The organism is Novosphingobium endophyticum (assembly GCF_014640675.1).
GTDB lineage: Bacteria > Pseudomonadota > Alphaproteobacteria > Sphingomonadales > Sphingomonadaceae > Novosphingobium > Novosphingobium endophyticum.
This window is the reverse complement of record NZ_BMHK01000003.1, coordinates 1-12327: the sequence shown is the minus strand read 5'-3', so window position 1 is coordinate 12327 and position 12327 is coordinate 1. Positions and strand designations below refer to the sequence as shown.

The window sequence follows — 12327 nt, the reverse complement described above, 5'->3', positions numbered from 1 at the left end:
ACCGGGAACGGTTGCCAAGGGCAAGATAACGGCGTGACGTATGATGCAATCGTCCTGGGAGCAGGCGCGGCAGGCATGATGTGCGCCATGACCGCTGGCGCTCGTGGCAAGAAGGTGTTGCTGGTCGATCATGCGAATGCGCCGGGGAAGAAAATCCTGATCTCGGGCGGCGGGCGGTGCAACTTCACCAATCTTGGCGCCGCCGCCGACCGCTTTCTTTCGGCGAATCCGCATTTCGCCAAATCGGCGCTCAGCCGCTACACGCCGCGGGACTTCATAGAACTCGTCGAGAGCCATGGGATTGCCTGGCACGAGAAAACGCTGGGGCAACTGTTCTGCGACGGCTCGGCCCGGCAGATCGTGGACATGCTGGTCGAGGACTGCGCGAGGGCCGGGGTCACGATGGCGCTCGGTCATCCGCCGACCGCGATCGAGCACGGCAGCGAGGGTTTCCGGGTAACCATCGACGGGAAGGAATTGCATGGCCGTGCGCTGGTCCTCGCAACCGGCGGGCCCTCGATACCCAAACTGGGCGCGACCGGCTTTGCCTATGACGTTGCACGCCGCTTCGGCCTTGCAGTGGTGCAGCCGCGCCCGGCGCTTGTGCCCTTGACGCTCGGCCCGGACTGCGCGCTGTTCAAAGAGCTTTCGGGCGTTTCGACGCATATATCGGTGCGTTGGAACAAGGTCCGCTTCCGCGAGGCCGCGCTGTTCACGCATCGGGGTCTCTCCGGACCCGCGATGCTGCAGATTTCCTCCTACTGGCAGTCCCGCACACCCATCCGCGTCGATTTCCTGCCCGAGGCGCCGTCCGATTGGTTGCTTGCGGAAAAGCGGGCGCGCCCGCGTGTCAGCCTGCGCCGTGTGCTGGCCGAGAGGCTGCCCGAGCGTCTCGTCGACGCGCTGCTCGATCGCATGGGGCTCGGCGGCGAACTCGCCAATCTGCCCGACAAGGCATTGCGCGCCGCGCAGTCCCGGCTTTCGGACTGGGTCTTCGCACCGAACGGCACCGAAGGTTTCGGCAAGGCCGAGGTGACCGCAGGGGGCATCTCCACCGCCGAGCTTTCCTCGCAGACGATGATGGCGAAGCGCGTTCCCGGCCTCTACGTGATTGGCGAGGCGGTGGACGTCACCGGCTGGCTCGGCGGATACAATTTTCAATGGGCGTGGGCCAGCGGCTGGGCGGCCGGACAAGCGTTTTAGCACTTCCCCGAAAAGCAGATGACGCCGGTAGGCCTGATGCAACGAAAAGCCCGAGCGGTGGCCACGCGGTCCTTCCAGCCGTACGGATCGGATCACTCACCGGCTTGACTTCATATCGACGGCCCGGTTGCCGATAAACGCGCGAGGCGCCTTCAGCAGGGCAGGCTTCAGTGCCCCCCGTGGGCCTTGGTTTCCGGCGCGATCAGGAACATGCGATCGAGCGCCACGCCTGAGCTTCGTGCGATTACCGAGATTTCGTGCCGGCCGGGAGGCAGCGGATCGGACGCCCCGACGCGCAGGAGATTGTCGAGGACGGCCTGCGACCATTCGGGCGTCTGGGCCTCACGCGGGATCTCGATACGACGGGGCGCCCCGTCATCGACGGACACGTCCAGCACCAGCGCACTTTCCGAGGCGTTGGGAAAAAGAGGAAGCAGGCCGAGTTGGAGACTGCGCGCCTCGCCGTCCGGCACCGTAACGCGGAACTGCATACGCGCGCCGGGACGCTGCGCCATCATCGTCCCTCTGCCACGCCCCAGACCTTCGACGATCCGCCACGCGCTGCTGCGGGCATAGTTCTCGGCTTCGACGATGTCCGCTGGCGGCGTCAGGTCGGCGCGCGCGATATGGTCCAGAAATGGACGCGCTTCGCCCGCGAGTCCCGGCGCGGGCAGGGCGATGGGCGCCGTGCGATATTGACGCCATTGATTGTCGGCCGGCTCCTCGGCCATAATCCAGCGCCATTTGCCGTCAAGCTGCTCATTGTATTGCCGGGTTAGGCGCTTGATCTGTTCGTCGGCAGCGATCGCGGCGGCGCCGGCGGAACGGGCGAATGCCGGTTCGTCGTCGATACGCTCGGCATAGCGCTCGGCGCCAAAATAGCGAAGATTGGCTGCAGCGGAGGCGCGGATCGGGTATTCGATCAGTTGGAAATAGGCATCTGCGAGGCTCGGCGGCACGCGCTTACGAAGGGCGATGGTCGCGGATTCCAGATCGCCCAGGCGGCGAAGGCGCGCATCGACTTCGGCGGACGAGAAGGAATGGGAACGCTCGCGCAGGTTCTGCCACCAGAGATGTTCGGGCCGCCGCTCGAAGTTGAGCCGGAAATAGCTGTCCAGCAGCCCGCCAATCGCGCGGCCTGTGTCACTGTCGAAAGTCCGGCTCGCCCAGTCGTCGAGATAATTCCGCTGGGTGTGACCGCGCCAGCGGCCGATGTCCCATGCCAGGTCGAAAAAGTGGCTCATTCCGATCTCGGCTGGCTTGATGTCTCCGACATTGGCGATCCAGATGGTTCTCGCACCCTGATCGTAAGCGCGGGTCATCTCCTCCTGGACCAGCGCCGGCGGTGTCGTCGAAAGCCAGAGATAAGAAAGCGGCGCGCCGAGATAGCTCAGGTGATAATAGACGCCCGATCCTCCCGGCCGCTTGCGCTCGTCGTCGCTAGGAAACTGGCGGATGTAGCCGAAATTGTCGTCGGGCCAGACGATCGTTACGTCCTCTGGCACCTTGAGCCCGTTCCGGTAGAGTTCGAGCACCTCCTTGTAGGGCACGAACATCTGCGGCGTCCGGCGCGGATCCGGACCGATGATGTCGTGCAGCATCTTGCGCTGATCGGCGATGATCCGGTCGAGCAGCGCAACCCGATCGGCAATGCCGCCGCCTCCTACCATGCCGGAATCGTGAATGCCCCGCATTCCGAGCGTCCACAGGCTTTCGTAGCTGGCATTTTCGCGGACGCGCTCTTCCCAATAGGTGCGCACGCCCTCGGCGTTGGTCGCATAGTTGTACTGGTCGGGGGCATCGTTCCATTCGCCGACATTGTTGCGCAACATCGGCTCGGCATGCGATGTACCCACGACGATGCCGTATTCGTCGGCAAGTCGGGCATTGGCCGGATCGGCATTAAACGCGGCGGTCGTCTTGTGCATCGCCGGCCACAAGGTGTTGGCCTTGAGCCGCAGCAGCAATTCGAACACGCGTTCGTAGGTCTTCGGGCCGATGTTGCCGCCCTTCGGATCGAAGGTCCGCGCCGACCAGGGGAAGAGCCCCCAGTCCTCATCGTTGATGAAGAGGCCGCGATAGCGAACCGACGGCGGACCGAACTTGCGCGTACCGGCGGGAACCACCAGCGTTTCCTTCCGCTGCGGGGCGACATCGGCCCACCACGACCAGGGCGAGACGCCGATCGCCTCGCTGAGTTCATAGACGCCGAACGCCGTACCGCGCCGGTCACTCCCCGCGATCACCAGCGCCTGCGCGACCCCAGGCGCTGGATCGGCGACGGTGGCAATGATGAAACTTTCCCACGCTCCGCCCAGCTTGGCTGCGTCCAGCTTGCCGCTGGAGACAAGGCGGTCGATGGGAGCGCTGTGTCCCAAAGTTCCGATGATGATGACGGACGGCTTCCCGGCGGGGCTGGTTACAACGTCCGGCCGAACGCCCGATACGGCGGCAAGGTCCTCGGCGAAATCGGCGGCGGCATGAACGATGAGCGTATCATCGCCCCGGTCGATCAGAATGGGCGTTGCCGCACCACCCGACACGAGCGCGAAACCGCCTCGTGCATGAGTGCTGACAACGAGCGGGTTTTCCGTTCCCGAACCGGCACCGGCGAAAGCAGGTTGCGCTGCGACGAGGCCAAAAGCGGCCGCGACGATCCGGAACAGGGTTGCAAACCGGCGTGAGCCGGGAACGAGATTTCCGCCCATTACTGACGCCCTCCATGCACGGACCACTTGCCGCTAATTATCATATCAATACTATAAAGAAGATTCTCTCATTATCGGAGAGGGGCCGGGTGTCAACTCCGCGCATCAGCAGCGCATCGGTTTGAACCCGACGTTCTCCGAGGTGGATGCGCTTGAATGCCTCATTGACGATACGGATATACTCCGACAAATACAATAGATCGAAAGCCTGCTCCCTTGATCGAATCGGGAGGCGGGAGCCGCAATTCAAACCAGGGTGGACAACCCCTAAGGAAGGCAGCATGCGCAGTACGACTGTTTCCAGATTGATCGCCGGAGGGTTCGTGCTCGGTGTCGCGTCGGCCGGGATGGCCAGCGATGTTCCGTTGCCCCTCCAACCCCAGGTCTCTGCCGATCGGCCGGATTGGGAAAATCCGGCGGTTTTCGCGATCGGCAAGGAGCCGGCGCGGGCCACCGGCTTCCCTTTCGAGGATCGGGGCAAGGCCATGGCAGCGGATATGGCCGCCTCGCAGCGTTTTCAGACGCTCGATGGTCAGTGGAAATTCCGGTTCTCGCCGAACGTGGATGGCAGGCAGAAGGGTTTCTGGCGCGACGATTACGACGTTTCCGGCTGGGATGAGATCAAGGTTCCGGCGAACTGGCAGGCAGAAGGCTATGGCCAGCCGCGCTACAACAATATCAACCAACCTTTTCCCGCCAATCGTCCACTTATTCCCCACCAGATCAATCCGGTAGGTTCCTACCGACGCGACTTCACGGTGTCGGCGGATTGGCTGAACGATGACAGCGATGTGATCCTCCACATCGGTGCGGCGGGATCGGCTTATTATGTCTGGGTAAACGGCACCAAGGTCGGGTACAGCGAGGACTCCAAGCTCCCGTCCGAATTCGACATCACGCGATTGCTGCGTCCCGGCGCCAACAATGTCTCGATCGAGATTTATCGCTGGTCGGACGGCAGTTATCTGGAAGACCAGGATTTTTGGCGTGTGTCGGGGATCGAGCGCAGCGTCTGGCTGATGGCCGCCCCCAAGGAGCGTATCCGGGATTTCTTCGTCCACGCGGGGCTGGATCGGCAGTACCGGGACGGTGTGCTTGGTGTGGACCTGTCCGTGACGCCGGGAAAGGCGGCGAGGGCGCGCATGAGCCTGATGGACGGGGAAAAAGCGCTTCTTACCCGCGAGACGGCGCTGCCGGCGGGGAGCAGGGGGCGGAAGCTGACGCTCAAGGCCAATGTCCCGGCCGCCAGGCAATGGACGGCGGAAACGCCCAACCTCTATACGCTCGTGGTCGAGCTGCTCGATCACGATGGAAAGCTCATCCAGTCCACGGCCCGCCGCATCGGCTTTCGAACCGTCGAGATCAAGGACGGCCTGGTCATGGTGAACGGGCGTGCGATCCGCATCCGCGGCGTCAATCGCCACGAACACGATCCCGATACCTTTCATGTGATTTCCGAAGCGGACATGCGCCGCGACATCGAACTGATGAAGCGCAACAATATCAATGCGGTGCGCACTTCGCACTATCCGAATGCCGAACGCTGGTACGAACTGGCGGACGAATACGGCCTCTACGTGATGGACGAGGCGAATATCGAATCGCACGACTATATGGAGGCCGGGAACAAGGATCCTTCGCACCGTTCGCGCTATCAGATCGGCTTTGATCCTGCATGGGAGGCAGCGCACGTCTCGCGCGTCGCCAACATGGTCGAGCGCGACAAGAACCATCCGTCGATCATCTTCTGGTCGCTGGGCAATGAGGCGGGCATCGGTCCCAATTTCGAAAAGGCCGCCGCCTGGATCCGCAAGCGGGATCCGAACCGTCTTGTCAGCTATCTCGGTTGGGGAACGCTGGGGGCGGAGCATCGCCCTAACAGCTACGTCGACATTTATGCGCCGATGTACGACAGTCTCTGGAAGATGCAGGACTATGCGCTTGATCCGGCTATGAAACAGCCGATGATCCAGTGCGAATATGCCCATATGCAGGGCAATAGCGGAGGCAACCTCCAGGACTACTGGGATGTCATCAACGCCCATGACAAACTGCAGGGCGGCTTCATCTGGGACTGGGTTGATCAAGGCATGAACGGTCGGACGGCCGACGGAAGCTTCTATTGGAAGATGGGCGGCGACTATGGCCCCAATCCCGGCGGTGACATCGAGTTTGGAGACGGTCTGGTCCACGCGGACCGGCGGCCCAATCCGCATCTCTTCGAAGTGAAGAAGGTCTATCAGCCCGTCACTTTCACGGCGGCGGCCCCGGCCAGCGGCACGATCCAGCTTACCAATCGCCAGGACTTTCGCGACCTGTCCGGTCTGAAGTTCAGCTGGACCTTGCTTGACGATGGACGGCCCGTGGCGGAGGGCGATTTGCCCACGCCCGAGGTGACCGCTCGCGGGACCGGCAACATCCGCATTCCACTTCCGGACAAGGCCAGCCGGGACGGCGGGGAGCGCATCCTTACGGTGCGCGCCGAAGCCAGGAATGGGGCCTATGCGCTCGTGCCGGCCGGCGAAACCCTCGCTTGGGAGCAGTTCGTCATTTCCCCGGCAGCGGAGAAACCGGCAACCTTCGCGGGCAGCGGCAAGGTCGCGGCCTCGGAAGCTGGCGGTGCCATTGTGTTGGCGGCGGGCAAGGCGCGATTGGAAATCGACCGCGCGACGGGGCTTGTCAGCCGGTATAGCCTTGATGGACGGCAGCTTCTTGCGGGCGGCACTCCCAATTTCTACCGCGCCTTGACCGACAATGACATCGGCACCGGGGTGGAGAAGACCCACGCAATCTGGAAGCAGATGAGCGAGGAGCGCCGTGTGGCGGGCATTTCCCTGGACCGGGACAATGCGGCAGTCACGGTGACCTATGCCACCGGCGCCGGCGCCGTGAATTTCACGACGCGGTACAGCATGGCAAGCGATGGCAGCCTCTCCGTGGAAGGCGAATTCGAGCCTTTGCGCGATAACCTGGTCGGCCCGCTGCGCGTCGGTTTTGCCTTCAGCGCCCCGGAAAGCATGACCCGTCTCGCCTGGTACGGTCGGGGGCCGCAGGAAAGCTATGCCGATCGCAACAGCGGCGCGGCGCTGGGCATCTGGACGGGCCGCATCGCCGATCAGAACCACGATTACATGCGCCCCCAGGAAACCGGCAACAAGACGGATGTGCGCTGGCTGGAAATCGCCGCCGACAAAGGCCCGGGCCTTCGCGTCGAAGGCGATCGACCGCTATCGATCAACGCGCTGGCATTTCCTTACGATTTGCTTTCCCGTCGCAAGCCCGGCACCTGGCGCAGCTCGGACGTTGTGCCAGGAAAGCAGGTTTCGCTGCTCGTGGATGCCGTGCAGGCGGGCGTGGGCGGAGACGATGCCTGGAGCCCTGACGGGCGCCCGCACGGCAAGTACAGAATACCCCTGAAGCCAATCACGTTCGGGTTCAGAATCGTGCCGTTCGCCTCGGCTCCGGATGATGCCGGACAGGGCGCGCAGTGATGCTCGGCGGTGAAGTATGGGCTTGTCGGATGTCCGAAAGCCCATACTTCACCGCGATGCGATTGGTCGTTTCCTTGCTTGATTTCGATGGCGGCCGTTCTCCGAACGCTTCAGTTGGGATGAAGCGGGAGGAGAGAGGTCCGGTGAACGGCCGCCAATCGCCGACCGGGACGGGTATGGATGCCCGCCTCGGCCGGTAGGGATCAAACGGTGAAGCGAACCTTCACCGGTCGCGATTGCGAGAAGCGCCGGGACGCGCCGAACACGATCAGCCTTCTGATGCCGCCGCGTCGGACCACGCGGCGACGAGTTCGCGCGCCTTGGCGGCGACTGTGACCGCGTCATGGCCCGGTTTGTAGAGGCTGCCGCCCACGCCGATGCCGAACACTCCCGCCGCGCGGAACTCGCCGATATTGGCTATCCCCACGCCGCCCACGGCCCAGATGCGGGTGCCGGGGGAAAGGACTTCGCGGATTGCCCTGATGTAGCCGCTGCCCAGCACTGTCCCGGGGAACAGCTTGAGGTCGCGCGCGCCGGCGCGCACAGCGGCGAATGCCTCGGTAGGCGTCAGGAATCCGGGCAGGACGTCAAGCCCGCGTTCGAGCGACCGACCGATCACTGCCGGTTCGACATTGGGCGAAACCATGAAGGTTCCCCCGGCGTCGGCCAGAGCGTCGGCAAGCTCGGGCGTCGTGACCGTGCCACCCCCGACGGCAGCGCGGCCACCCAGCGCCATTGCCATGGCGCGGATCGATCCGGCGGGGTCGGGGGAATTGAATGGAACTTCGATCAATCGGATACCGGCCTCGATCAGCGCTTCGCCAATCTCTACCGCCTCCGCAGTCTCGATACCGCGCAGGATAGCCACGATCGGCGGGGCTTCATCCGCAAGTGCCGCGTTGATCTTCATGCCTTCATTCTCCTTGCCATATCGAGACCCGCAACCACGGCCGCATCGCCGTCGATACGGCGGATGGCGCAACCGGCGTGTGCCAGGGTGCGTTCATAAAGATGGGAAAGCGCCGCATCGCCGATCACCACGACGGCCGGGCGTGTTCGCGCTTCCATTCCAACCTCGCTGCCGATCAGCAGGCCGGAGAGGTAACCCGACGACCAGTCCTTCGACCGTCGATCGAGCATGCGTGCCGCGCGTGCCTCGAACAGCGCTGCCGTCAGCGGTTCTCCGCAGCGTTTGAGGCCGCGCGCGAAGCCGTCGTCGAACGTGCCTTCGCCAGGAGTGTCGGTGCCGGTCAGCGTCGACTTTGCGGCCAGCAAGGCAAACAGTTCGCCGGTGGGGTGGGTGCGGAACCGCAGGATCGTGCCGTCCTCTATCTCCACCCACTTCGAATGCGTGCCGGGCAGCACGATCAGATGCGTGCCCTCGCTTAGTTCCGGATGCAGCGCAAGAGCGCCGAAGACCTGGGTTTCCTCCCCGCGCATCACTTCGGGAACATTCGCCGCGCTCCGGCAACTGAGGCCGGGCAGGACCTGGACGCCGACGCCTCTGATATCAATCGGCGTCAATGACTCAAGCCATGTACCGGGTGCGGCGGGGCAGGCGGCATATCCGGCCTCCACCAGCGCTCCGGGCGCGCCCGCCATGCCGCAAAGCGTAACGTCGGAAATCGGGCCTTCGTCCAGCCAGACGCTGAGGCGTTCGGCCAGCACAGTTGCTGCGGGCGTGTCCAGCACCCCGGCTCCGGGACCGTCGAGACGGCCCGTCAACTGCCCATCGGTCATCCGATAGAGCCTGAGGCGGCTCGTGCCCCAATCGCCGAGTACGTATGTATCGCTCATCGCAGTTCGAGCACCGCAACGGATTTGGCGGGCAGGGTGACGACGAGATCGCTGCCTTTGATGCGCGCGCCGGTGAATGCTGCCGGCTTCACCGCTTCGGGAGCCTTGAACGTGTTGTGCGCGTTTATCGAACTCGCCGTGAGCACGCGTCCCGAGATGATCGATGCCTTGAGGCCGTCGAGCCTGATCGTCACCGTGTTGGGCTGATTGGGGTCCAGATTGGACAAGGCCACGTGGATCTTGCCGTCCTTGCCTCTCACTGCAGATCCGCTGACGGCAGGCATCGTGTACTCGCCCTTGTGGTACCGGGGCGTCTGGAAGTCGATCGGCAGCACCGTGGCGTCCTGCCATGGCTTGTACATCTCGAAGACGTGATAGGTGGGCGTTAGGACCATCTTGTCGCCATCGGTGAGGATCATCGCCTGCAGCACGTTCACCATCTGCGCGATTGCCGTCATGCGCACCCGGTCGGCGTGCCGGGCAAAGATGTCGAGATTGACCGAGGCGACCAGCGCGTCGCGCAGGGTGTTCTGTTGACGCAGAAAGCCGGAGTGCGTTCCTGGGTCCTGCCCATACCAGGTGCCCCACTCGTCGACGGCCAGGAATATGCGCTTTTCGGGATCGTACTTGTCCATGATTGCGCTGTGCCTGGTGATGAACTCGTCCATGCGCATGGTGTTATGCAGCGTTTCGGCCCAGGCCGCTTCGTCGAATTTCACCGGATCGGCTTTGGGCGGCCAACCGCCGGGCACGGTATAGTAGTGGAGCGACAGACCATCGAGCGTCTTGCCGGCGACGCGCATCATGGTCTCGGTCCAGTCGTAGTCGCCCTCGCTGGCGCCTGACGCGATTTTCATGATCAGGGTGCCGGCAGGCGCCTTGACGTACGTGGCATACCGGCGGGTCATGTCGGCGGCGTATTCAGCACGCATGTTGCCGCCGCAGCCCCAGAGTTCGTTGCCGATGCCAAAATAGGGAAGCTTCCAGGGCTCCTTTTGGCCGTTCTTGCCCCGCTCCTCCGCGAGACTGCCGGCGGGTGCGGTCATGTATTCGACCCACTCGGCGGTTTCCCGCGGTGAACCGCTGCCGACATTGCCTGAGATGTAGGCTTCGGCGCCGACCTGGCGCAGCAGTTCGAAGAACTCATGCGTGCCGACGCTGTTCGGCTCGGTCACGCCGCCCCAATGGGTGTTGACCTTGACTGGACGCTGGCTCTGCGGCCCCACGCCCTCGCGCCAGTTGTATTCGTCGGCAAAGCAGCCGCCCGGCCAGCGGATCACCGGCACTGAAAGCTTTCGCAGCGCCGCTACAACGTCGTTGCGAAAGCCGTTGGTGTTCGGGATCGCGCTGTCCTTGCCCACCCAGAGACCGCCGTAGATGCCGGTGCCAAGGTGCTCGGCGAACTGGGTGAAGATGCCCTTGTCATAGACCGGGCCGGGCTGGTTGCCATGGATCACCGCCGAGGTCGGCTGCCCGTTGGTGTCGGCGTGAGCTGAGCCGGACGCCAGCACGCAACTCAGGAGCAGTGCGGCGGTGGCGCGGCGAAGCCGGGCGTTCATGGAAAGTTTCATCGGTCCCCTCGGAAAAAATCAGTCGTGAAATGCGGCGACGATCTCACGACGCCCGCGCAGTATGGTCTTTTGCCAGACATTATCCCATCGCGCATGAACTCGGCGAACAGGCGCACCTGGCGGACCGTGCGGCCCCGCCTGCCCTCCAGACGCGCGCGCGGCGAAACAGTTCCGGTCGTGGTCGTTCTGATCGTGTAATCGTCCAGATCAAGATTTTCTGCCGCGATTCGTTCGGGGGAAGGGGGGAATGCCTCACGCGCGGCGGCGCGGCAGATGTCGAATGCGGCGTCCGCTGCGACGCAGGGGGGACGCTCCATCGGCGGGTGCGTGAGTCGAAAGCGGCTTGCCATAGGCTCACCGGTTTCGGCGATCACGGAACGGAATTCGATCATCTGGAGACTCTCATTTACTCCGACATATTATGGAATGAGGGGAAGCGCAAATGTTTGTCGTTTCTTCAGGTCGCGGGCGCTGATAGGGGCTATCAAGGAAGGTAGTTGTGACCGAAGCCAAGCTGGTGAAAGATGAAGTGACTGCAAAACAGACCGAAGTGGCGCGTGGTCCCGGGCGGCGGCTGCATGGCGCGATCGCCCACAAGCTGGGAACGGATATCTTGTCGGGCAAATATGTCCCGGGTGACATCCTTTCCGGTGAAGTGGCATTCGCGGAGGAACTCAACGTCTCGCGCAGCGCCTATCGCGAAGCGATTCAGGTGCTTACGGCCAAGGGGCTTGTCGCCAGCCGCCCCAAGACCGGAACGCGGGTGCTGCCGCGCGATCGCTGGAATCTGCTCGATCCCGAGGTTCTTGGCTGGGCCTTCGCCGGTGAGCCCGACATCGAATTCGTTCGCAACCTCTTCGAACTTCGCGCCATCGTTGAACCGGCCGCTGCCCGCCTCGCCGCGCAGCGGCGCGACAAGGCTGACCTGAAGGCGATGAAGGACGCGCTCGCGGCGATGCGTCAGCATACCCTGACAACTGAAACAGGGCGAGCGGCGGACCGCGACTTCCACAGCGCGATACTCCATGCCACACGCAATGAGGCACTCATAGCGCTCAGCGCCAGCATCGGTGCGGCGGTCAACTGGACCACGCAGTTCAAGCATCGCTCCCCCACGTTGCCGCGTAATCCCCTCCCTGATCACGTCCGCGTTTACGACGCCATCGTGGCCGAAGACCCTGAGGCCGCGGCTGAGGCCATGAACGTGCTTGTCGACCTGGCGCTTGAGGATACGCGCAACGCGATGGAGGCCTGAGCGCCACTGCATACATGGATATAAAAGGGGCAGCGTTTGCGGTGCTGCCCCCTTATGTTTTACCCGATGGCGCGGTTCTGGCCGGCGCCGTCTTCTGCGACCACGAGGGCTCGGGCAGGACTTATCTCGGCTTGCTTCCCCTTAGGGCATGCAGGACATAGTGCTCGCAGGCGGCCGTCAACGGGAACGTGGTCTGCGGGCAGGGCAATCGGGTGAATTAGCGCGTGACATTTGGTGAGAGTGCTGAATCTGTGAGTCCCCAATTGTTTGATGGGGAGATTTCGGAGATGGCGACGCGGGTC

At 63.4% G+C, this 12327-nt stretch carries 8 protein-coding genes; 3 read left to right on the top strand and 5 right to left on the bottom strand.

The annotated features are described in order from the left end of the window. The first annotated feature begins 33 nt into the window (after positions 1-33). On the top strand, positions 34-1203 hold the full coding sequence (locus tag IEX32_RS02845; protein ID WP_268236703.1) for a BaiN/RdsA family NAD(P)/FAD-dependent oxidoreductase: 1170 nt from the start codon (positions 34-36) through the stop codon (positions 1201-1203). A gap of 167 nt (positions 1204-1370) precedes the next feature. On the opposite strand, the gene IEX32_RS02840 is transcribed toward IEX32_RS02845, so the two are convergent. Then, entirely contained in the window at positions 1371-3911 is a 2541-nt protein-coding gene (locus tag IEX32_RS02840) for a glycosyl hydrolase 115 family protein (RefSeq protein WP_188768228.1), read from the bottom strand. 281 nt (positions 3912-4192) lie between these two features. Between IEX32_RS02840 and IEX32_RS02835 the strand changes: the two genes are divergently transcribed. Beyond that, positions 4193-7402 carry a glycoside hydrolase family 2 TIM barrel-domain containing protein gene (locus tag IEX32_RS02835; RefSeq protein WP_188768226.1) on the top strand — a complete coding sequence of 1070 codons (3210 nt, stop codon included), beginning with the start codon at positions 4193-4195 and terminating at the stop codon, positions 7400-7402. A gap of 268 nt (positions 7403-7670) precedes the next feature. On the opposite strand, the gene IEX32_RS02830 is transcribed toward IEX32_RS02835, so the two are convergent. The 4 genes from IEX32_RS02830 to IEX32_RS02815 are packed head-to-tail and all read right to left on the bottom strand — an operon-like array spanning position 7671 to position 11162. Further along, the gene (locus IEX32_RS02830) at positions 7671-8312 is read right to left on the bottom strand and encodes a 2-dehydro-3-deoxy-6-phosphogalactonate aldolase (RefSeq protein WP_188768224.1); all 642 of its coding nucleotides are present in this window, start codon (positions 8310-8312) and stop codon (positions 7671-7673) included. Continuing rightward, the gene (locus tag IEX32_RS02825) at positions 8309-9199 is read right to left on the bottom strand and encodes a 2-dehydro-3-deoxygalactonokinase (RefSeq protein ID WP_188768222.1); all 891 of its coding nucleotides are present in this window, start codon (positions 9197-9199) and stop codon (positions 8309-8311) included. The genes IEX32_RS02830 and IEX32_RS02825 overlap by 4 nt, the downstream gene beginning before the upstream one ends. After that, positions 9196-10758, bottom strand: coding sequence for an alpha-N-arabinofuranosidase (locus IEX32_RS02820; protein ID WP_188768220.1), 1563 nt, complete (start codon positions 10756-10758; stop codon positions 9196-9198). Before IEX32_RS02820 ends, IEX32_RS02825 begins: the two co-directional genes overlap by 4 nt. Positions 10759-10766: 8 nt before the next feature. Continuing rightward, positions 10767-11162: a hypothetical protein gene (locus tag IEX32_RS02815; protein WP_188768576.1), complete on the bottom strand. Its 396-nt coding sequence runs from the start codon at positions 11160-11162 to the stop codon at positions 10767-10769. Positions 11163-11269: 107 nt separating this feature from the next. Between IEX32_RS02815 and IEX32_RS02810 the strand changes: the two genes are divergently transcribed. Beyond that, positions 11270-12025 (top strand): FadR/GntR family transcriptional regulator, encoded by a 756-nt coding sequence (locus tag IEX32_RS02810; protein ID WP_188768218.1) that lies wholly within the window; start codon positions 11270-11272, stop codon positions 12023-12025. The last annotated feature ends 302 nt before the right edge of the window (positions 12026-12327 follow it).

Bases quoted from the DNA above. Each gene is read 5' to 3' on its own strand.
- IEX32_RS02815 (WP_188768576.1), bottom strand. From the start codon at position 11,162: ATGATCGAATTCCGTTCCGTGATCGCCGAAACCGGTGAGCCTATGGCA.
- IEX32_RS02830 (WP_188768224.1), bottom strand. From the start codon at position 8,312: ATGAAGATCAACGCGGCACTTGCGGATGAAGCCCCGCCGATCGTGGCT.
- IEX32_RS02840 (WP_188768228.1), bottom strand. From the start codon at position 3,911: ATGGGCGGAAATCTCGTTCCCGGCTCACGCCGGTTTGCAACCCTGTTC.
- IEX32_RS02825 (WP_188768222.1), bottom strand. From the start codon at position 9,199: ATGAGCGATACATACGTACTCGGCGATTGGGGCACGAGCCGCCTCAGG.
- IEX32_RS02835 (WP_188768226.1), top strand. From the start codon at position 4,193: ATGCGCAGTACGACTGTTTCCAGATTGATCGCCGGAGGGTTCGTGCTC.
- IEX32_RS02820 (WP_188768220.1), bottom strand. From the start codon at position 10,758: ATGAACGCCCGGCTTCGCCGCGCCACCGCCGCACTGCTCCTGAGTTGC.